The organism is Vandammella animalimorsus, assembly GCF_002285265.1.
Classification (GTDB): domain Bacteria; phylum Pseudomonadota; class Gammaproteobacteria; order Burkholderiales; family Burkholderiaceae_C; genus Lampropedia.
Map to the genome: position 1 here is coordinate 45,141 of NZ_NSJB01000006.1, position 19,882 is coordinate 65,022.

Genomic DNA, 19,882 nt, shown 5'->3' on the forward strand with positions numbered 1-19,882 from the left:
AAGACTTATTTACAATCTAGACTGCAGTTTATAGGTACAATATTCATGGTCACTTCCATCTAAACATTGTCCAGCCTTGACAGGCCAAGCCACCTGAATAGAAACAATACCAGCACTTTGCGAGATAACAAAGTGGCTATTAATTAAGTCATCTGTCAAATCTGGTATAAGGCCTTTTGCCCGGCCAGCCCAACAATTAAGCCGCCCAGCTACGGAGTCCGGCAGAACATCGGCACAGGCCTCATCCACTGTAGGCGTCAAAGCCACACCAGAAGCCTTGGCATAACCTCCGAGATCTGCATGAGGGAGACCATTCCTGGCAATCACACGAACCACATCACTGCGCATGATCTCAAGCATTTCACCAGCCAGCATTGCAGCAACCTGGCGCCTTTCTGTATCGAGAGAAAATGCGACAGCACGGGTGTACATTCCCGCAGCCCCGAGGAGTCCAATGCTTACGACAAAGATGGCAATCAAAACCTCCAAAAGGCTAAAACCACCTTCTGAATCTAAAACTTTTTTAGACATATGTTCATCGAAAATCATTAACTTCAGCATTGCTCACCCACATCTTGTCTTTTAGATCGAACCAGCCCAGATCGAGTAACTTCCACACAAAACTGTCGATTGGCGTGATCTGCAGTCAACTTAACCTTAGCTGTCGCAGCCACAGTCCCATTCAATTGAAAGTTGACAGAACTAGCACCCTGAGCAGCAACACCATTCGGCAAGTCAAACTCACGGATAACACCCCCACCTTTTTTTACTTGCCATTTTGCACCTACCAGAGAGGCTCCCGTTTGAGAACGCTGATGCGCAGCCTCTGATCGAGCAAAAAGCAATAAATTTTGAAGATCAGAGGCAGTAGATGCAACCTTATTATTGGCAATCATTGTGCGAAATGACGGTGCCGCCCACGCAGCCAACAACCCCATAAGAACCAACACAACCATCAACTCAATCAACGTGAAGCCTCTCACCGACTTCAAATTCACATATCTCAATTTCATTCTCTCGCGCCTTCAAAATCAGTAGTAAAAAAAGACAATCATTCACACCACATCAAGAACATGTTTTTGCATACGCTTCAAAGGACTAAGGCATCCATTCTTCAAAGACTTGATGTCAAACTTCATCCGTTCCACTGCAGCATTAACGCATTAGCTACACGCGCAATGAAGTCCAGAAATTCCACATACCCCTAAAACCGCATTTAGTCTTTAGGCATGGTGGTTTTTCTCATGAACGGCCAAGGCTAGCCACGCCCTATAGATCAGTGGTTAGCCGAGGATGACAAATGGCTACCGATCGTATCAAGCCTTGCTCAAACGTTCTCACCCTTGAGGAAATTTGTCACAACGCGACTGGGAAGTTGCACAGCCTGCGTCTCGCAGATTGATCAGACAGTAAGTAGATAGCCCCCCACAAGCCGCAGGCAAGAACGCCGAGCGTCAGCAGGCTTTGGCGCAACACGTCTCAATCGGGCACAAAAAAGCGCGCTCGAAGCGCGCTCAAACTAGAAAAGAAAAGACTGCGAGGCTACCCAGGGTGAAGATAGAGAGTGAGGGAGGAGAAGCACCAAGGGAGTCGTCAGCCAGGCGTTGCCTGGAAGCCTCGCAGTCAAAAACAACCATGAAGGGCACCACCCATACCTTCACCGACATGAGAGTCATACAAAGCTGGAATGTTCCGCTGCAAGCGGAAAAAACCTGGGAGACCCTTCTCGATCTGTATCGAAGCGCCTTCTTGCGAAACACACTTCAAACCCGTTCTGCGGATTCTTGCAGAACAACAACAAATTGTCAACTGTTCAACAAAATCCGTTTTTTGTCTGAGGATATCTGCATCGTGTTGAACATTGCGGCGCGTCTTCTGCTGTGCCATGGCGCTGGCCGCGGGAGCCATGGGCAACGGTCGGGGCGGGCCGAATGTGTGGTTTGCGCCATCGGCGATGCACAAGCCATGCATCCACAGGCTTGATGGCCTTGCTGGCCAAGCTGGCTACGCGGTCTCAGCGCGGAAGGTTTTTCCCAAGCCGGCGCGTCGCGCGGCGCTGCACGGCTTGCACATAGGCTGCGGCGTCAGGTGGGCGCTGGCTGGTCTGGCTTTGCCACAGCATGTCCTGCAGGCAGTCCATGACTTCGTGATGGGCCTCGTGCAAGGAGTCCATGCGGCTGGCCAGCAGCTCCACGGCCTGGCGGATGCCTGCGGGCTGGTCGATGCTGCATTGCTCGCTGATGGACAGGTGCATGGACAAATGCAGGAAGGGATTGCTGCGTCCATCGCGGGAGGCGTCGTAGCTGCGTGCGATGGCAGCTTCGACGTCGGCCAGGTCTGCGTGGTACTCGGGATGTTCGGCAATCCACAGGGCGGCCAGGGTTTCGATGGCCTGCAGGGGCTCACCGGCCTGGCTTTTGGCGTACACGCCGCAAAAGAAGCGGCGCACCTGTTCCTGCGTGGGGGCAAAAAGCATGGCGGCGCTCAGCTTTGCATTTGCATCGCGTCCGCATACTGGCCCACCAGGGCGAGCAGTTCGGCATCCGAATAGGGCTTGCCCAGGTAGTGGTTGGCGCCCAGCTCAATGGCGTGTTCGCGGTGTTTTTGTGCCGTGCGCGAGGTGATGATGATGACTGGCAGGTCGGCGATGCGGGCATCGGCGCGGATGTGGCTCAGCAGTTCGAAGCCGTCCATCTGCGGCATTTCGATGTCCGAGAGCACGACGATGGGCCGCTCGCCTTGCAGCATTTCCAGCGCCTGCGCGCCATTGGCTGCCAGGGCCACGCGATAGCCCTCGCGCTTGAGCAGGCGTTGGGTGACGCGGCGCACCGTGATGGAGTCGTCCACCACCAGCACCAGCGGGGTCTGCGCCTCGGCATCCTGCTCGCTGTGCAGCAGACCGGCGCCCGCCAGTTGCTGCTCGGCAGTTTGTGCATCCTCGCGCTGCAGGGCCTGCGCAGCGGCGCCGTACACGCTGGCCAGGGCGATGAAGTTGTAGATCAGCAGCACCGCCCCCGAGGCCAGCACCGACATGCCAGCCAGACCAGGCAGGGCCGAGAGCTGCGGCCCCAGGTTTTTGACCACGACTTCCTGGTTGCCCAGCACTTCGTCCACGTGCACGGCCACCACCTGCGCGGCGCTGCGCACCAGCACCACTGGGTAGACCTTGTTGTCCAGCTCCTTGGAGCGGGGGCTGTAATGCAGCATGGCGCCCGACCAGTAGAACTGCACGCGCTTGCCGTCGATCTCGATCTTGCCGCGCTGATAGCCGCGCATCAGCTCGTCGTGGCTGACGCGCTCGATGCCGTCCACCAGATTGGCGGGCATGCCCACCGTCATCGTGCCGGCACGCACCAGCATGACCTGGGTGACGGCCGTCGTCAGCGGCATGATCAGGCGGAAGGTCGTGCCCTGGCCTTGCTCGGTGCTGGTTTCGATGCGCCCGCCCAGGGCGCTGACATCCACGCGCACCACGTCCATGCCGATGCCCCGGCCAGAAATGCCCGTGAGCCCTTGCGCCGTGGTCAGGCCGGGCATGAAGATCAGGCCGGCAATTTCCTTGTCCGAAATGATCTGGCCCTTGCCCAGCAGGCCGCGCTCGATGGCCTTGCGCTGAATGGCCTTCAGATCCAGGCCTGCGCCATCGTCCTTGAACGTGATCGCCACGTCATTGCCTTCGTGGCTGACCGTCAGGGTCACGCGCCCCATGCGCGCCTTGCCGCGCTGCTCGCGCTCGGCCGGGGCCTCGATGCCATGGTCCACGCAGTTGCGCAGAATGTGCTCGAAGCTGCCCATCATGCGCTCGAGCAGCACGCGGTCCATTTCAATGGAGCCGTTTTCAATCACCAGCTCGGCCTGCTTGCCGGTGTCGGCGCTGGCCTGACGCACCACGGCGTGCAGGCGTTCGGCCACGCTGTCGAACTCCACCATGCGCGTGTGCAGCAAATCGCGCTGCAGCTCGCGGCCCTTGCGCTCTTGCGCCACCAGGTCGTCCTCGGTGCCGACCATGGCCGCCTGCAAAGTGCGCTGCACGGTGGCCACGTCGTTGACGGTCTCGGCCATCATGCGCGTGAGTTCCTGCACGCGGGTGAAGCGGTCGAGCTCCAGCGGGTCGAAGTTGGCGCTTTCCTTGCCCAGCGCCAGGCGCGATTGCATTTGCGACTCGGTCTGGCCTTCGAGCTCGCGCAGCTGCTGGCGCAGACGGTCGAGGTCCACCGTCATGCCTTCCAGCGCCGCGTTGAGCTGGCGCAGGCGCGATTCGGCCCGGCTGCGCGAGATCTGGATTTCACCGGCCTGGTTGATGAGCCGGTCGATGTGCGTGCTGCGCACGCGCACCAGCTGATGGCGCTTGGTGTTGGGCTGGATGGCCAGCGGCGTGGGCCCAGGCAGGCGATCGCCGAAGGAGGCGCCCAGCGTCAGCGCATACGGCGCAGCCAGGCGTTCGGCGGCGGGCCGGCCTGCTGCCGGCTGCCCTTTGGCCGGCGGCGCCTTGTCCTGCGTGCTTGCCGGCGGCGCAGCCAGCGCGCCATGCTCCGATGCCTGCCATGAGGGGATTGCCGGGCTTTGCGGATCGGCAATGCGGTGCTCCGGCCCGGTCACATCCTCGACCTTGCCCGCTGCCGGTTGCGCCGGCTGGGCCGGCGCCGCTGCGGGCGTGCCGTGCAGCTGGCCGCTGGCCGCCTGGCGCAGCAGATCGAACGCATCCTGCAATTCGTCGTAGCGCGCCAGCAGTGCAACGATGGCCTGGGCACTCTCGGCGCGGGCCTCCAGCACCTCGATCTCCGACTCGAAGCGGTGCGCCATTTCACCGATCTGGCGCGCCCCGGCCAGGCGCGAGCTGCCTTTGAGGGTGTGCAGCACACGCAAGGCCTCGCTGCGCGCCTCGAACGACTGCGGCTCACCCGACCAGCGGCGCAGCGCGCCAATCAGTCGTGGCAGCAGCTCGATGGCTTCTTCCTCGAAGATCGGGAACAGGTCCGGATCCACCCGGTCGGCCGCTGGCGCTTGCGCTTCGGCCGGCTGAGGGGCAGGCTGCGCGGCGGCCGGCTCGGGCGCTGGGGCTGCGGCCGGTGCCGTGCGCGCGGCGTCACCGCCCCATTCCAGTTCATTGAGGTGCTCGAACTCCTGCGGCGCAATCGTGCCATTGCCCACGCCAGCGGCAATTTCGTCCAGCGCCACCTGCACAGCCTGCAGGCTGTTGGAGAGCACGCTGCGCACCCACTCTGGATTGGGCGCGCCATGCACGCTCAACTGGGCCAGATGCGAGGCAATCTGCTGCAGCAACTGGCCAAAGCTGGCATCGGTCTTGAACAGCGAGCCGGTGGCCGCCAAGCGGTTGCCTTTGCCCACGACGCGCGGCGACAGCAGGTGCAGGCCCGGGTGGCTGGCCCAGGCGGTCAGCTCCGCATCCAGCTCCTGGGTCAGCTGCAAGGCCTGCAGCATCCAGTGCGTGGCCTCGTTTTGCTGGCTCAAATCGATGTATTCCTTGGCGGTGCGGGCCATTTGCTGCACCGAGGCCGAGGGTGCGGCGGCGGGCTGGGCCGGCAGGCTTGCCTCGGGCGCGTCGTCGTCCGACACGTCCGGCTCGTGCAGCGCGTGCGGCTGTTGCGACGGGGGCTGCACCGGCTCCAGCTGCGGCAGCTCCTGCATGGAGGTGACCAGCGCGTCCAGGTCGCTGAGCAACGCGGCATCGCCGCTGAAATCGATTGTCTGCCCATGCCCATCGGCCTGCTCATCGGCCAGGGCCTGTTCGTTCTGCGCAGGGTCGGCGATTTCCGTGTCCTTGAAGCCAATGCCCCAACGCTCGGCGTCCTCCTGCGAGACGGAAATGCTGTTGTCGAGTTCATCGAGCAGGGTTTCCGTGGCCTGCAAATCACCGGGCTGCTGTGCAGGCGCCTCGGTGGCCTCGAGCGCTTCCATGCCTGCGCCGCTGGCGTCGGCCGCAGGCTCGGCGGCAGGGGCCTGCCAGTCCAGCGGCGCATCGAACACCATGCTGGCCAGCGATTCGGCCTGTGCCTCGTCGGGGATTTCAAGCTCTGGAGCGGCCAGCGGCGGCGCATCCTGCGGCATGTCCTGCTGTACCAGGGCGGCAAGCAGGGCTTCGTCGTCCTGGGCGAGCGATGCCTGCTGCGTTTGTTCCGGCTGCTCCAACCGCGCAAGTGGCTGCGAATGCGCGACGGGCTCTTCCTCGAGTTCCGGCAGGCCTTGCGGGCTTGTCTCGCCGCCGACCTGCTCCAACGATGCCTCCTCGTCGGCATCCCCGGGGCGCGCTTGCGGCTGCGCCTGCTCCAGACCGTCCAGGGCCATGATGGCGTTGACCAGGTGGCTGTCGTCCTCGGCGCTGAAGTCCGGCGCGGCGCTGGCCTGCACGGCCTCGGCCTCGACCTCTGGCTCGGGCTTGGGCTCCAGCGAGGCCCAGTCCTTGTCCAGCTCCATGAAGGCCTCTGCCAGGCGAGAGTCGCTGATGGCCTCGGCCTCAGCGGCCTGGCCTTCGTCGTCGTGCAGCGCCTGCGCATCGCCTGGCGCCGGGCTGGCCTCGATGGGCTGCAGCTCCGACTGCAGGCCCGATGTCCAGTCGCTGTCCTGGGCGCCATCCTGGGCGCTGCCTACGGCGCTGGCGGCGGCATCGTCGAATGGCTGCAGATCCAGCGCCAGCGCGTCCATGTCCCATTCCATGGCCTTGGCCGGCGGCTGGCCATCGTCTGGCGCAGCTTGCTCGGTGGGCTCGGCCTCGGTCTCTGCCTGCTCGGCCATCTCCAGGGCTTGAGGCAGGTCCATCTCTGGCTGCGCCTGCGGCGCTTCAGACTCGCTCGGCCCGGCGGCGGGCAGTGCCTCGGCTTGTGCCTCGCCCCCCTGCGCTTGGCCGCCCGGCTGCAATGGCACGTAAGCGCCGCTGCTGCGCATGGCCTGGGCCGATTGCTCGAATGCCGCCGAGTGCCATGCCGAGGTATCGCCGCGCGCAGCGATGGCCTGCACCCACTGGGCCATGACGTCCAATGCTTCGGAGCACAGCTGGTGCAGCGCTGGATTGAAGGGTTTTTGCTCGGCCAGCCAGCCGTTCATCACCTGCTCCATGGCCCAGGCGGCTTCACCGAATGTCTCCAGCCCCACCATGCGCGAGCTGCCCTTGAGGGTGTGGAAGGCCCGGCGCAGAATGGTTTGTTGCTCCACGTCCTGCGGGGCATTGGCCAGTTGCGCCAGCGATTGCCGGCCGTTGTCGAGCACCTCATGCGCCTCTTCCAGGAACACATCCAGCAGCTCGTCGTCGATGGCGCTGTCCGGCTGCGCCTGGGCCTGCACTGCCGGGGCGGAGCCCAGCCCTTGCAGCGGGGCGTGCGTCAGCGGCGCAGGCGGCTCGGAAGCAGCGGGCGTCTCAGGCGTCGTCTCGGGCGCGGCATCGGGCAGGGTCGGGGCCAGCTCCGTGGGCTTGGCAAAAGCATCGCGCAGGTCCAGCTCGGTGTCCGGGCCGGACGAGGGACCTTGCGCCAATTCCTCCTGCAAGGCGTCGCCCTCGGTGGCCACGGTGCCTGCGGCAGCGGCGGCGTGGGCCGATTCCTGGACGTGCTCGAAAATGTCGCGCCCGCCGATTTCGTACACCTTGAGCCGCCCCATGAGCGGCTGCAGGCGCTGGGCCTTCTCGTCGAAGACGAACAACTCCTTGGCCAGCGTGGGCTGGTAGGCCAGCATGTCCACCTGCAGGCTCAAGGCCCCCAGGTTGCTGCCGATTTTTTCGAAACGCTCATCGGATGCGCTCAACGCAGGCGCGCCTTCCTGATCTGCCGCCTCGATCAGCTGCTGGATGTCCTTGTTGATTTGCTGGATGGCCTTGGTCGCTGGCGTCAGCCCCAGCACGGCCAGCACCCCGCGGGCGCGCGAGAGAATGCCCGGCGCATCCTTGAGCGGCGTGGCGTTGCTGGGGTCGCGGAAGAATTGGTCGATGTAGTTTTCCGCCTCCGTCAGGTGCGCGCGCAGCTCGCCCACGACGCTGCCGATGGTCTCGCCATCGCTGACGCGCGTGTACAAGTCCTCCATCCACGCGGGCAGGGGCTCGCTGTGGCCCTGGCTGGCGGCATTGCGCAGCCGCTGCGTCAGCTCCTGCATGCGCTCGGGCAGTTGCGTGGCGCGGATGCGCACGTCCTCCAGCATGGCCTGCAGGTAGAGGATGGTGGTGGCCACTTCCATGGCCAGCTCCGGCGCGGGCTTGCGCTGCTTGGCAATCAGCGCCGCGACGATTTGCTGCAGCGTCTGCAGCAGGCCCGACATCTCCGGCAGGTGCTCGAGCATCTGCTGGCTGAAGGCCTGCAAATGGGCGGCCGTGGCCTGCAAGGGGTTGTCGCCGCCCTCGACCACGGCGCTCCAGTCCTCGGCCAGCGCCTTGAGCTGCTGCACCAAATCTTTTTTCTGCTGCGGCGACAACAGGCTGAAGACGTTGTTGGCGTAGTCCACATGCGCTTGCTCGGCCAGGCCGAAGGCCTCGCGCACGGCGTAGAGCACCGGGGACTTGTCCTGCTGCACGTTTTGCGCCTGGGCGCAGAAGAACAGCAGATCCTGCATCCAGCGCGCCGTGATCTGGGTATCGCCCTTGCTGGCCAGCGAGGCGTACTGCACCAGCACCCGGGTGGCTGCGCGGCGCACGTACACGTCGTTGTTGATCAGGCGCTGCTCCAGCCCCTCGAAAAAGCCTGCGGCCACCTTCCAGAAGGTGCGCTCGCGAAAATCGTGGTTGTTGGCCGCCAGCCCCAGGCACAGCTGCACCAGGTCATGGCCGCTTTGCCGCAGACGCTGGTTCTGCACCAGCGACAAGATGGCGCGGTCCAGGCGCTGGCGCACCTGCGCGCTGGGCTCAATGGCCTTGGCCGGCAATGGCAGCTCGGGCTCGCGCAAGTCCCCCTCCAGATGCCACAGGTCGGCCGGGCTGGCCGGCGGCGTGGCGCCGGTGAGTGCATGCACATCGCGATACGCGGGAAACAGCAGCACGGGCGAGAGGCTGGCGTCGAACAGCAGGCTCTCCAGATACTCGCCCACGGCCATGCCCGCGCGGTGCAGTGCTGCCACGGCCTGCGGCGAGCACGATTGGGGGCGCTGCACCATCTTGGCCACGGCGTATTCACACTGGCGCAAGACAAAAGCGGGGATGAAGGCGCCCACCATTTCCAGCGCGCCGCAGCTTTGGTGGATCAGGTTCTTGGCCTGCGCCAGATCGCCGGCTTGCTCGGCCAGGGCCTCGCTTTGCGCCGGATCGCCCACGCGCGTTGCAAAGCCCTGCAGGTATTCAATGGCCTGCCCATACGTTTGCCGCAGCTCCGTCAGCACCCACGCCAATGGTCCCAGATCCTGCCCTTTGATGGCGGTATCGGTGTGTTGCGTTGTCGTGTTCATGGTCTGTCCCTAAATACTGATCCGCTCTGCGGCCTGTGGCGCACACCCGCGCCATGGCACCGCATCAGCCCGCAGCCCCCGCCTGCAGCGGCGGCCCGCCCCCTCCAGCTGGCTGTGGCAGGCGCTGTGCGCCAGCATTGGCGCCCGCCCCACACACAGCATCCTTGCTGATGCGGCAAAAGGCTTATTGAATTTTGAAGCGCGCAATGGATTGCAGCAGCTCCTGCGCCGTGTGTGCCAGCGCCCGCACCTGCTGGGCCGTGGAGCGCGTGCCGTCACTGGTCTGCTCCGTCACGGCCAGAATGTGCTGGATGTTTTCCGTCACCTGGTTGGCCAGCGCCGCTTCCTGCAAGGCTGCGCCGGAGATTTCCTCCACCTTCATGGACAGCTGGCGCGAAACCTCGTCGATGGCCGTGAGCTGGGTGCCGGCGCGATCGGCCAGCATGGCCCCCTCGACCACCCCTTGCGTGGAGCGCTCCATGGCGGCCACCGCATCCTGGGTGTCGCTCTGGATGGCGTGCACCAGCTCGGCAATCTTGCGCGTGGCATCGGCCGAGCGCTCGGCCAGGCGCTGCACTTCCTCGGCCACGATCGAGAAGCCCCGCCCGGCCTCGCCGGCCGAGGCGGCCTGGATGGCGGCATTGAGCGCCAGCACGTTGGTCTGCTCGGTAATGTCGGAGATCAGCTCGATGATCTCGCTGATCTCCTGCGAGGATTCGCCCAGGCGCTTGATGCGCTTGGAAGATTCCTGAATCTGCGCCCGGATGGCGTTCATGCCGGTGATCGAATCCTGCACAGCACGCAGGCCCGCCTCGGCCGCGTTGCGCGACTGCAGCGCCACCTGCGCCGAATCCTGCGCGTTGCCCGAGATGGTGTTGATGCGCTGCGCCATCTCCAGCACGGCGCGCCCGGTCTCGCGGATTTCGCGCAGCTGCTCGGTGGAAGCGGCCAGCAGCTCGGTCGATGTGGCATCCACCGACAGCGTCGTCTTGGTCACCTTGTCGGCCGACTGGTGCACGTTTTGCACCAGGTGGCGCAGCTCTTCGATGGTGTAGTTCACCGAGTCGGCAATGGCCCCGGTGATGTCCTCGGTCACCGTGGCCTCCTGGGTCAAGTCGCCCTCGGCCACCAGCAGCAGTTCGTTCATCAAGCGCAGAATCGCCGCCTGGTTGGCATCGTTCAGACGCTTGGCGTCCTGTTCACTCAGCAAGGTGGCCTCATGCACGCGGGCCGCATCGAGCAAGCGCCGCCGGCCTGCGCGGATGTAGGCCAACGCCATGATCCAGCCGCCCAGAGCCGTCAGCAAGCCCCCCAGCAGGATCAGCGCGATCTGCCACCATTGCAGGCCCACCTCGGCCGCCAGGCTGTTCTTGATGGTCTCCAGCGGCTGCAGCACCGCATTGGATTGGTGGTAGAGCTTGCGCGAGGAGTCACGCGCCGCGTTCACCGCCGGCAGGGCCTCCTGCAGGGCTTGCAGCGCGGTCTGGCTGTCTTGCAGCTGGTAGGTCAGCGCCTGCAGGATATTGGCCAGCTGCGCATTGCTGGTGCTGGCGCGCAATTGCAGCGCGTACCCCTCGGCCAGGTTCAGGCTGTAGCCCAAAATTTTCAAATTATCGACGCTGAGCACATCCGTGCTCTGCACTTCATGGGCTGCACCTGCAATGGCCTGCAAAGCCAGCAGCAGCTGCTGGGCCCATTCACGCTCACGCAGCCCCGCGCCCGATTGCGCCACGGGCAGCAGCACATCCTGGGTGCTGGTGGCCAGCTTCACCATGGAGCTCAATGCCGTATCGCGCGCGCGCAGCACGGGCCGCCCGTCCTGCAGCAACTGCGCCGAGGCCCTGATCTGCTCGCCACGCTGGGCAACAGCCGGGAAGAACGCGTATTTGCTGGCCAAGCGGCCCTCGCCCATGATGACGATTTGATCGGCCAGCGAGCGGGCGCTGTCGATGGCGTCCTGCAAAGCCGCAGCTTCGCCATTCAATGCCAGCGAGGACACCACCCCCAGGCGCCTGGTCAGCTCCGTGGCATCGCTGCTGGTGTTGTAGAGCGAGCCCGCGCGCTGCGAATGCCACATGCCCTGCAGCACACCGAACAGGAACAGCAAAACCCCCAGCAGCAGCAACAGCCGCGAAAAAAGCAAATGGCGCTCGAGCTTGCCCTTGCCCAGCAAAGGCAGCTCGATCGTCGGATTGCCCAGCGGGCTAGTGAACTTCTTTTTCTTGGCCTTGTCCTTGCCCTTGCCCGCGCCATCGGCGCCGGCCTCGCCGCCGGCGGCCTTGGCTGCCAGCTCCTCGCTACTGGGGGCAGGCTCGATCACGGTGGAGTTCCACGTGTTTTCCGCTGCATCGGCCAGGTGCTGCTCGGCAGCCTCGCTCGTCGTTTGTTTCGTCATGGTGTCGTTGTGCTGTGCACTCAGTCAAAGGCCCTGGTTCAAAGGCCGATGGCAAGAAACCGGCTGTCCTGGGCCAGTCGCTGCAAATTCAATTCCTGCCAGTGCCTGCCTTCTGCGTCGGCATAGATGTTGCCCAGAAACGGCGCGGCCGCCGTGCTGCCCGGTGCGGGCGCGTAGGCAGCCGTGAAGTCCGTCAGGCTTTTCAGGCCCGCCATGTGGTCAATCAACAAGGCGGTATTGACTTCCAGCACCGGGTTGAGCGTCAGCAGCATGCATTGCGCCAGGGCCTGCTCGCTGCGCAGCGCAGCCCCCGCGTCCAGGTAGGCAGCCACATCCACTACCCCGGAGAGGGAGCCGCGCCAGTTGATCACCCCGAGAAACCAGGGCTTGGTATAGGGCACGGGCGCCGGCCTCTGCCAGGGCAGGATCTCGAAGGCATGGCTGAGCGGGATCAGGAAAAACCGCTCGCCGATCTGCACGGCCATCCACGCCGAGACCGCGCGCTCGCCGGCATCGACCTGACGCAGGCGCCGCGCCAGACGGGCCTGCAAGTCCTTGTCCTGGCCGGCATCCTGGGCAGGCGGCGCGGCCTGCTCTTGTGCGGCGCTCATGAAGCCTCCTTGCGCAAGGCATCGATGGCCTCTTCCAGCTCCTTGGGATCGACGGGTTTGACCAGATAGGCCCGCGCACCCTGGCGCAGACCCCAGACCTTGTCGGTGCTCTGGCCCTTGCTGGTGCACAAAATGATCGGCAGGTTGGCGTAGGCCGGGTCCTTGGTGATGCTGCGGGTGAGCTGAAAGCCGTTCTTGCCGGGCATGACCACGTCCATCAGGATCAGGTCGGGGCGCTCCTCGGCCATTTTCTGCAATGCTTCATCGGCGTTGCTGGCGGTGCGCACGGCAATGCCTTGCTTTTGCAGCAGATCGGACAAATAGACCTGCTCCGTGCGCGAATCGTCCACCACCAGCACTTTTTGAATCAACATGATCACTACCTCTTGTTTTGTTTTGCTTTGTATTGATTAATTTGCGGCGCTGAAATCCCGCACGGCCTTGAGCAGCTGGTCCTTCGTGAAGGGCTTGGTCAGATAGTCCTCACTGCCCACCATGCGCCCGCGCGCTTTGTCGAAAAAGCCGTCCTTGGAAGAGAGCATGATGACGGGCGTGGCCGTGAACTTGGGGTTGCGCTTGATGATGGCGCAGGTCTGGTAGCCATCGAGCTTGGGCATCATGATGTCGCAGAAAATCAGGTCCGGCTCGTAGTCGTTGACCTTGGCCAGCGCATCGAAGCCGTCCTCGGCCAGCAGCACTTCATGGCCGCCCTGCTTGAGAAAAATCTCGGCGCTGCGTCGAATCGTGTTGCTGTCATCGACGACCAGCACCTTGGTCACACTTGCTTGATCGCTCATAGGTTCACCATTGTTTGTCTGTTGCCCGCGGCACGCTGCCGGCGTCATGCGGGAGGCATGCCCGGCCCAGCCGCGCATGCGTGTTTGCAGCCTTCCGATCGGGCGCCTGCCCTCATGGCAGCACTCCCTTTTCTCCTTGAATGCACCGCACTTCTGGGCCGCACGCACCACAATTTCGCCGCGGCACCGGCGCAGGGGTTGGCGCCCCATGGTGGGCCGCCTTTTCATTGGGCCCGATTGTATTCATTTGTATCAAGCGCGACAGGCGCAGACCCCTTTTTGTTTCCTTCGCATCACCGGATGTGCCTTTTTTGCCGCGCCTTGCCGCACTCCAGGCAGTGCGCGGCCGACAGGCCAGCACCCAAAATCCCCCACTGCACCAGGCCTCCACACAGGTGTTGCCACGTGAAAATCGTGAAAAAAAACGAAAAATGGCCCCTTGCGCCATCAATGCCAACAAGTTGTATTTCGGATTTCACGTAAATTCTGCATCGTAGCGATTTTTTCACCACTGACAGGAATTCCACCATGGCCCAATCGAGCTTCTTCGGCAAACGCAACAGCGACTCCAGCAAGACCGAATCCCCCGCCGCCGCGCCGGCCAGCACGCCTGCTGCGCCAGCAGCCAGCACCCCGGCCGCCACGCCTGCGGCGCGCCCGGCAGGCTTTTTCGGCAGCGCCCCCGGCGGCGCCAGCCCGGCCGTGGGCGCAGCGCCATCCTTTGCCAGCAGCGAGGGCCAGAGCAGCACGGGCGATGCCAAGGAAAGCAAGCTGACGGTGGGCCCCAACATCAAGCTCAAGGGCGTGGAGATCACCGACTGTGATGTGCTGTTCATCGACGGCGTGGTCGAGGCCACGCTGGACTCCAAGCTCATCCAGATCTCAGAGCAGGGCTCGTTCAATGGCACGGCCAACATCGACGTGGCCGAAATCCGCGGCACCTTCGACGGCGACCTGACCGTGCGCAACAAGCTCACCGTCTTCGCCACGGGCAAAGTCACCGGCAAGATCCGCTACGGCAAGCTGGTGGTCGAGGAAGGCGCCAACATCAGCGGCGAGATCCAGTCCATCGCTGCCTCGTCCTGAAAGCCACGCCCAGCATCCACACGGGGCGTTGCCCAACGAAAAACGCTGCCATTGGGCAGCGTTTTTTGCTTTCGGGCACATGCGGGGCCATGCCCAGCGCCCGAGGCGCGCATCAGAAGTGCATTTCCACGCTGGCGCCAATGGCCCAGGAGCGCTCACGCGAGCGCCGCTCCTCCTTGGGCCAGAAGTGCCCCAGCGTCACCTTGCCAAACAGCCAATCCTTGTAGATGGGCTGGCGCCACGAAGTCCTGACGCCATAGTTCGAGAGCTTGACCGAGCTGGTGCGCCCTTGCAGCAAGGCCTCGACGCTGGCGGTGCGCACGCCCGGCAACTCCTTGATCAGGCCCACGGAGCTTTGCCATTCAAAGCCGTCGCTGCGGCGCGTGATCTTGCCCACATTGCCCCAGCGCAGCATCAGGCTGCGGCTCAGGGCGTGCTCGTAATCGAGCACCGTGGTCGAGCCCAGGCTGTCCTCGGAAGACCAATACAGGCTTTCGCGGAAATACACCACATCGCGCGGCGACAAGGCCCACTGCGTCTTGTAGCGCACCTGCGCATAGGGGCTCAGGCCGCCGCGAAAGCCGATGCGGAAATCCACATCGTCCATGAAGTCATAGCCCAGGCCGGCAAAGAAGGACTGGTCCTCGCGGCGGTTTTCGCGCAGCAACAACTCCTCGCGCGTGAAGCCCGCGGGCACGTCGCTGACCACTTCCTCGCGGTTGTCCTGGCCGAAGAAGGCGTAGGCGCGCCGCTCCAGATTGGGCAGGTCGGCGCGCAGCCGAAAGCGCACATTGGCCTGCGTGCCCGCATGCTGCTCCCACAGCGTATTGATACGCACGTAGCCCGAGACCTTGCCGCTGTTCTCGAACGGCTCATCGCCAAACCAGCCATCGACGGTGTGCGCCAGCCAGTGCGAGGCGCGGTAGGTGTAATCGCGCGTGCCATCGAGCCAGGCGATGCGGCGCTCATCCTGCAAGGCGCGCCCGCCCGCCGGGGCCGGCTGCTGCTGCTGGGCATGCGCCAGGGCCCCACCCAGGCACAGTGCGCCCAGCCACACGGCACGGCACGGGCGCCCAACCGCACCGGCCTTCAAAGCAGAAGCAAACAACATATACGCAGCCATCAAAAACAGAATTTCAAAGAGGCTGCAAGGATAAAGGAAGAACAGCCGCCTCGCGGCGGCCGCGCCCTTGTGTACGAAGCGCAGCGCGCATCAAGGCGCTGGCGGCAACGCCTGCTCAGGCGGCTGCCCCCCGGCCAGCAGCCATTGCTGCAACAGCGCCGCCGTAGCCCCCACGCCTTGCTTTTTCAAGGCCGAGAACAGTTGCACCTGCCCGCCGCCGGCATTCAGGCGCATGATTTGCAAGGCCTTTTGCTGCTCGGCGCGGTTGAGCTTGTCGGCCTTGGTCAGCAGGATCAGAAAGTCCAGGCCCTGCTCCACGCGCGGGCGCAGCATCTCCAGCAGCGCCTCATCGAGCGGCGTCAGGCCCAGGCGCGCATCGCACAGCAGCACCACGGCGCGCAGCGTATCGCGGCTGAGCAGGTAATTGGCCATGACGCGCTGCCAGCGCAGCTTGTCCTGCTGCGGCACGGCGGCATAGCCATAGCCGGGCAAATCGGCCAGCACCGCCTGCGGGCTTTGCTTGGGGCCCAGCACGAACAAGTTGATGTGCTGGGTGCGGCCCGGCGTCTTGGAGGCAAAGGCCAGCTGGCGCTGCTGCGTCAAGGTATTGATGCAGGTGGACTTGCCCGCATTGGAGCGCCCGACGAAGGCCACCTCCGGCAGGCCCGTTTGCGGCAGCTGATCGAGCTGCGCGGCCGTGCTCAAGAAACGGGCCGTGTGCCACCAGCGCAAGGCCTGCTGGGCAGCGGCTTCGCTCTGGCCGGAAGGCCGAGCGCCGCGACCGGAAGAATGCATGGAATCAGAAGTCATGGTGGCGCAGTATGCCCTGCCAGCAGCGCGCCGATACACTAATATTTGTGTATGCACTGTGCGCCTCAGCGAGAGCGCAAAGTGCATCACATGCTTTCACTGGCAAGCCATGCCAACGCTCCCTCCTGCCCTGCAGTCTGCGCCTTCCCCGCCTCCCGCCACGCCACGCCCCAGCCCTGCGCCGCTGCTGCAAGTGCTGGCCTGGCTGCTGCTGGGCGCGGTGCTGCTGCCATTGATCGGCATCGCTGCTTTGCTGGACAGGTGGCTGCCACAGCCCCTGCGCACGCTGCGCCAGCGCCTCTGGGCCGAGCTGACCTCGATGCGCTTTGCCGTTGCGCTGTTGCCTTTCATCGGCTTGGCCGCGCTGCTGGGCACGCTGCTGCCACAACGCGAATCGGCAGAACATTACCTGCACAGCTGGGGCCCCTTCTGGGGGGCGCTGCTGATGCGCCTGCAATGGCACGACGTGTACGGCGCCTGGTGGTTCATGGGCTTGCTGGGCCTGCTGCTGCTGAGCACCGGCGCCTGCGTGCTGCGCAACGCCCGGCCTTACCTGGCCGCCATCGGCGACTACCGGCTGCCGCAGGGCCCGCAAGCACTGCGCAGCATGCCCTGGAGCGCCCAGGCCCTGTGCGCCGGCCAGCCCGATGCGCTGGCGCAGCGCATGCGCACCGGCCTGCGCCAGCGGGGCTGGCAGGTGCAAGTGCAACAGCGCCCGGCCCAGCCACACCCGCATCAGGCCAGCGCCCCGGCTGGCACCGGCTGGCTGCTGGCGGCCAAGCAGGGCGCGGCCGGCCACCGGCTGGGCTATCTGGCCACGCACTGCGCCATCGTGCTGATCTGCCTGGGGGCGCTGCAGGACAGCAGCCTGGCGCTGCGCGCCCGCGCCTGGTGGCAGGGCCAAAGCCCCTGGCCCGGCCCGGTGGGCCTGCAACCCGGTCAGCTGCAGGCCATTGCCGGCCAGCACCGCCTCAGCGCGGCCGGCCATGCCTTTCGCGGCCATCTGCGCCTGGCCCAGGGCGAGCGCAGCGCGCTGGCCCTGCTCGAAAGGCAGGCCGCCGGCCATTTCGTGCAGCAACTGCCCTTTGCCATCGAGCTGGAGCATTTCGAGATCGCGCGCCATGCCAGCGGCCAGCCCAGCATGTTCAGCAGCCAGGTGCGCATCCACCAGCCCGGCGGCGCAGCCAGCAGCCAACATCGCATTGCCGTGAACCAGCCCTTGCGCCTGCAGGGCATCGACATCTACCAAACAGGCTTTGAAGAACACCGCTCCGAGTTGCGCCTGCGCCCGCTGGGCCTGCAGCAGCCCGTGCCCGCCGCCACGCTCAGCGCCCACAGCGGCAGCACCCTGGCGCTGCCGGCCTGGCCTGGGCTGGCCGGCTATCGCCTGGAGCAACTGCGACTGCACACCGGCCTGGAGGACGATCCGCCGCCCCAGACGCCCCCCGGCCCGGCCATCCAGTACCGCCTGCGCAATGCCGCGGGCCAGGCCATCGAAGGGCACAACACCATGCAGGCCATTGAACTGGACGATGGCGTGCCGGTGTATCTGCTGGGCGTGCGCCGCGCGCCAGGCCAGCCCTTTGCCTTCCTGCGCCTGCCGCAAGATGAACTGGGCCGCATAGACAGCATGCTGGGCCTGTTGCACGGCCTGCGCGACCCCGAGCAACGCCAGCGCGCCGTGCAGCGCCATGCCCAGCACAGCCTGCCCCAGGCCAGCGCCCAGGCGCGCGCCGAGCTGCAGCACTCGGCCAGTCACCTGCTGGCCTTGTTTGCCGGCCAGGCCGCTGGCGGCGCGGGCGAGGCCATCGGCACGGCCAGCCCAGCCGGCCTGGCCGCGCTGGCCCAGCTGGTGCAGCGCCAGGCCGGGGCCGCGCAGCAAGAGGCCGCCAGCCAGGGCCTGCTGCAACTGCTCTCGCAACTGCTGCTGAGCATGCTGCAACAGCAGCGCCAAGATGCCGGGCTGCCGCCCATGCCGCCGGGCACCCCCTACACCGACGCCTTTTTGCGCAGCGCCATGCTGGCCCTGGATGCCGCCCAGGACTACCCCGCGCCGCTGTTCTTCATGCTGGAGGACTTCACGCCCCGCTACGCCAGCATCCTGCAGGTGAGCCAGGCGCCAGGCCGCAGCCTGGTCTACACCGGCTGCCTGCTGCTGGTGCTGGGCCTGGGCCTGCTGCTGTTCGTGCAGGAGCGGCGGCTGTGGGTCTGGCTGCAGGCCGCGCCCGCAGGGCGCAGCCAGGCCACCTTGGGGCTGAGCTGCCAGCGCGCCGGCCCACGCACCGCGCAGGGCTTCGCCCAGTTGCGCCGCCTGCTGCTGCAGCCCCCTGCCGGCCCGACCACGACCGAACCCCAATGACCCCTGCCGACCCCACCCCCAATCGCCCCCCCGAGCGGGTGGCGCAGGCCCGCTGGCACAGCGCCCTGTTCGCCCTGTTCGCGCTGTGCGTGGCCGCAGCCTGCGCGGCCATCTGGCTGCAACACGGCCGCCAGATGGCGCTGGCCGGGCACGCCCTGCTGCTGGGCCTGGCGGCGCTGCTCGTGGCCCTGGGCCAGCACTGGCGCGGCTTGCAGGCCCTGGCGCTGGCCGTGGCCGTGCTGGCCCTGCCGGCCATGGCCTTGCTGCGCAGCGACGATCCGCTGCTGCACCAGCTGGCGGGCAACCAGCGCTACGTGGCCGGCATGTGCCTGCTGCTGGGCCTGGCCACGCTGCTGCACTGGCTGGCCCTGTGGGCGCGGCGCAGCAGCGCCGCCCTGCAGCGCTGGGGCTCGCGCCTGGCCTGGGGCGCATGCGCCCTGGGCATGAGCGCCAGCCTGCTGCGCTGGCATGAAAGCCACGGCCTGGGCCCCGGCATGGGCCATCTGCCCATCGGCAACCTCTACGACGTGCTGCTGCTGTTTTGCTGGCTGACCACGGCGCTGTACCTCTATGGCGAAAGCCGCTGCCGCAGCCTGCGCCAGATCGGGGCCCTGGCGCTGGGCCTGGTCTGCGCCGCCGCCGGCTTGCTGCTGTGGCATGGCGCGGCCCATCAGGGCCATGCCATCGGCCCGCTGGTGCCAGCCCTGCAAAGCCATTGGATGGCCTTGCACGTGCCCGCCAACTTCATCGGCTATGGCTGCTTCACGCTGGCCGCTGCGCTGGCCTTTGCCTGGCTGCTCAAGCACCATGCCCAGCACCGCCCCAGCCGCGCCGCGCAAGGGCTGCTGTGGCTGCTGGGCCTGGCCCTGTGCCTGGTGCCCCTGCTGCTGGGCAGCATGCGCTCCATCGGCTTTGGCCAGCCCCACTTCTGGCTGCTGTGCCTGGGCCTGGCCATCGTGCCGGTCAGCGCCATCATGGCCTGGCGCGGCCCCGTGGCGCAGCGCCTGCCCAGCCTGGCGCTGCTCGACGCGCTGCTCTACCAAAGCATTGCCCTGGGCTTTGCCTTCTTCACGCTGGCCACCGTGCTGGGCGCGATCTGGGCCGACCAGGCCTGGGGGCGCTACTGGAGCTGGGACCCCAAGGAAACCTGGGCGCTGATCGTCTGGCTCAACTACGCCAGCTGGCTGCACAGCCGCATGCTCAAAGGCTGGCGCGGCCCCTGGCTGGCCTGGTGGGCGCTGCTGAGCCTGGCGCTGACGGGCTTTGCCTTTCTGGGCGTCAACCTGCTCATGGGCGGGCTGCACAGCTACGGGCGGCTGTAGC

14 protein-coding genes are annotated in these 19,882 nt (G+C 65.4%); 4 read left to right on the forward strand and 10 right to left on the reverse strand.

What is annotated here, in order from left to right:
• Nucleotides 1-9: 9 nt before the first annotated feature.
• Together pilV and CK625_RS09120 are read right to left on the reverse strand one after the other, a co-directional pair.
• Nucleotides 10-549 carry a type IV pilus modification protein PilV gene (pilV, locus tag CK625_RS09115; RefSeq protein ID WP_172425128.1) on the reverse strand — a complete coding sequence of 180 codons (540 nt, stop codon included), beginning with the start codon at nt 547-549 and terminating at the stop codon, nt 10-12.
• Nucleotides 550-554: 5 nt separating this feature from the next.
• Nucleotides 555-1,013, reverse strand: coding sequence for a GspH/FimT family pseudopilin (locus tag CK625_RS09120; protein WP_095540008.1), 459 nt, complete (start codon nt 1,011-1,013; stop codon nt 555-557).
• A gap of 622 nt (nt 1,014-1,635) precedes the next feature.
• Here CK625_RS09120 and CK625_RS13730 point away from each other — a divergent pair.
• Nucleotides 1,636-1,983, forward strand: a complete 348-nt coding sequence (locus CK625_RS13730) for a hypothetical protein (protein ID WP_143326241.1) — start codon at nt 1,636-1,638, stop codon at nt 1,981-1,983.
• A gap of 31 nt (nt 1,984-2,014) precedes the next feature.
• On the opposite strand, the gene CK625_RS09125 is transcribed toward CK625_RS13730, so the two are convergent.
• The 6 genes from CK625_RS09125 to CK625_RS09150 all read right to left on the reverse strand — a co-directional run bounded on the left by CK625_RS09125 (nt 2,015) and on the right by CK625_RS09150 (nt 13,181).
• Complete coding sequence (locus tag CK625_RS09125; protein WP_095540009.1) at nt 2,015-2,476, reverse strand: DUF1841 family protein; 462 nt, start codon at nt 2,474-2,476, stop codon at nt 2,015-2,017.
• Nucleotides 2,477-2,484: 8 nt separating this feature from the next.
• A complete protein-coding gene (locus tag CK625_RS09130) occupies nt 2,485-9,378 on the reverse strand; it encodes a hybrid sensor histidine kinase/response regulator (RefSeq protein WP_143326242.1) in 6,894 nt (2,297 codons plus the stop codon).
• A gap of 184 nt (nt 9,379-9,562) precedes the next feature.
• Nucleotides 9,563-11,773, reverse strand: coding sequence for a methyl-accepting chemotaxis protein (locus CK625_RS09135; RefSeq protein ID WP_095540010.1), 2,211 nt, complete (start codon nt 11,771-11,773; stop codon nt 9,563-9,565).
• 38 nt (nt 11,774-11,811) lie between these two features.
• Nucleotides 11,812-12,384 carry a chemotaxis protein CheW gene (locus CK625_RS09140; RefSeq protein ID WP_095540011.1) on the reverse strand — a complete coding sequence of 191 codons (573 nt, stop codon included), beginning with the start codon at nt 12,382-12,384 and terminating at the stop codon, nt 11,812-11,814.
• Nucleotides 12,381-12,758 carry a response regulator gene (locus CK625_RS09145; RefSeq protein WP_095540053.1) on the reverse strand — a complete coding sequence of 126 codons (378 nt, stop codon included), beginning with the start codon at nt 12,756-12,758 and terminating at the stop codon, nt 12,381-12,383. The genes CK625_RS09140 and CK625_RS09145 overlap by 4 nt, the downstream gene beginning before the upstream one ends.
• 36 nt (nt 12,759-12,794) lie before the next feature.
• Nucleotides 12,795-13,181 (reverse strand): response regulator, encoded by a 387-nt coding sequence (locus CK625_RS09150; RefSeq protein WP_095540012.1) that lies wholly within the window; start codon nt 13,179-13,181, stop codon nt 12,795-12,797.
• A 528-nt stretch (nt 13,182-13,709) separates the two neighbouring features.
• Between CK625_RS09150 and CK625_RS09155 the strand changes: the two genes are divergently transcribed.
• Nucleotides 13,710-14,267: a bactofilin family protein gene (locus tag CK625_RS09155; RefSeq protein ID WP_095540013.1), complete on the forward strand. Its 558-nt coding sequence runs from the start codon at nt 13,710-13,712 to the stop codon at nt 14,265-14,267.
• Nucleotides 14,268-14,379: 112 nt separating this feature from the next.
• Here CK625_RS09155 and CK625_RS09160 read toward each other — a convergent pair whose 3' ends face one another.
• A complete protein-coding gene (locus CK625_RS09160) occupies nt 14,380-15,324 on the reverse strand; it encodes a hypothetical protein (protein ID WP_095540014.1) in 945 nt (314 codons plus the stop codon).
• A 156-nt stretch (nt 15,325-15,480) separates the two neighbouring features.
• A complete protein-coding gene (gene yihA, locus CK625_RS09165; RefSeq protein WP_095540015.1) occupies nt 15,481-16,185 on the reverse strand; it encodes a ribosome biogenesis GTP-binding protein YihA/YsxC in 705 nt (234 codons plus the stop codon).
• A 124-nt stretch (nt 16,186-16,309) separates the two neighbouring features.
• On the opposite strand from yihA, the gene CK625_RS09170 reads away from it, so the two are divergent.
• Both CK625_RS09170 and ccsB read left to right on the forward strand, forming a co-directional pair.
• Nucleotides 16,310-18,559, forward strand: coding sequence for a cytochrome c biogenesis protein ResB (locus tag CK625_RS09170; protein ID WP_172425129.1), 2,250 nt, complete (start codon nt 16,310-16,312; stop codon nt 18,557-18,559).
• The gene (ccsB, locus tag CK625_RS09175) at nt 18,556-19,881 is read left to right on the forward strand and encodes a c-type cytochrome biogenesis protein CcsB (protein ID WP_143326243.1); all 1,326 of its coding nucleotides are present in this window, start codon (nt 18,556-18,558) and stop codon (nt 19,879-19,881) included. Before CK625_RS09170 ends, ccsB begins: the two co-directional genes overlap by 4 nt.
• Nucleotide 19,882 lies beyond the last annotated feature (1 nt).

Excerpts from the sequence above, each read along its gene's own strand:
- pilV (WP_172425128.1), bottom strand. The coding sequence starts at position 549 with ATGATTTTCGATGAACATATGTCTAAAAAAGTTTTAGATTCAGAAGGT.
- CK625_RS09120 (WP_095540008.1), bottom strand. The coding sequence starts at position 1,013 with ATGAAATTGAGATATGTGAATTTGAAGTCGGTGAGAGGCTTCACGTTG.
- CK625_RS13730 (WP_143326241.1), top strand. The coding sequence starts at position 1,636 with ATGAAGGGCACCACCCATACCTTCACCGACATGAGAGTCATACAAAGC.
- CK625_RS09125 (WP_095540009.1), bottom strand. The coding sequence starts at position 2,476 with ATGCTTTTTGCCCCCACGCAGGAACAGGTGCGCCGCTTCTTTTGCGGC.
- CK625_RS09130 (WP_143326242.1), bottom strand. The coding sequence starts at position 9,378 with ATGAACACGACAACGCAACACACCGATACCGCCATCAAAGGGCAGGAT.
- CK625_RS09135 (WP_095540010.1), bottom strand. The coding sequence starts at position 11,773 with ATGACGAAACAAACGACGAGCGAGGCTGCCGAGCAGCACCTGGCCGAT.
- CK625_RS09140 (WP_095540011.1), bottom strand. The coding sequence starts at position 12,384 with ATGAGCGCCGCACAAGAGCAGGCCGCGCCGCCTGCCCAGGATGCCGGC.
- CK625_RS09145 (WP_095540053.1), bottom strand. The coding sequence starts at position 12,758 with ATGTTGATTCAAAAAGTGCTGGTGGTGGACGATTCGCGCACGGAGCAG.
- CK625_RS09150 (WP_095540012.1), bottom strand. The coding sequence starts at position 13,181 with ATGAGCGATCAAGCAAGTGTGACCAAGGTGCTGGTCGTCGATGACAGC.
- CK625_RS09155 (WP_095540013.1), top strand. The coding sequence starts at position 13,710 with ATGGCCCAATCGAGCTTCTTCGGCAAACGCAACAGCGACTCCAGCAAG.
- yihA (WP_095540015.1), bottom strand. The coding sequence starts at position 16,185 with ATGCATTCTTCCGGTCGCGGCGCTCGGCCTTCCGGCCAGAGCGAAGCC.
- CK625_RS09170 (WP_172425129.1), top strand. The coding sequence starts at position 16,310 with ATGCCAACGCTCCCTCCTGCCCTGCAGTCTGCGCCTTCCCCGCCTCCC.
- ccsB (WP_143326243.1), top strand. The coding sequence starts at position 18,556 with ATGACCCCTGCCGACCCCACCCCCAATCGCCCCCCCGAGCGGGTGGCG.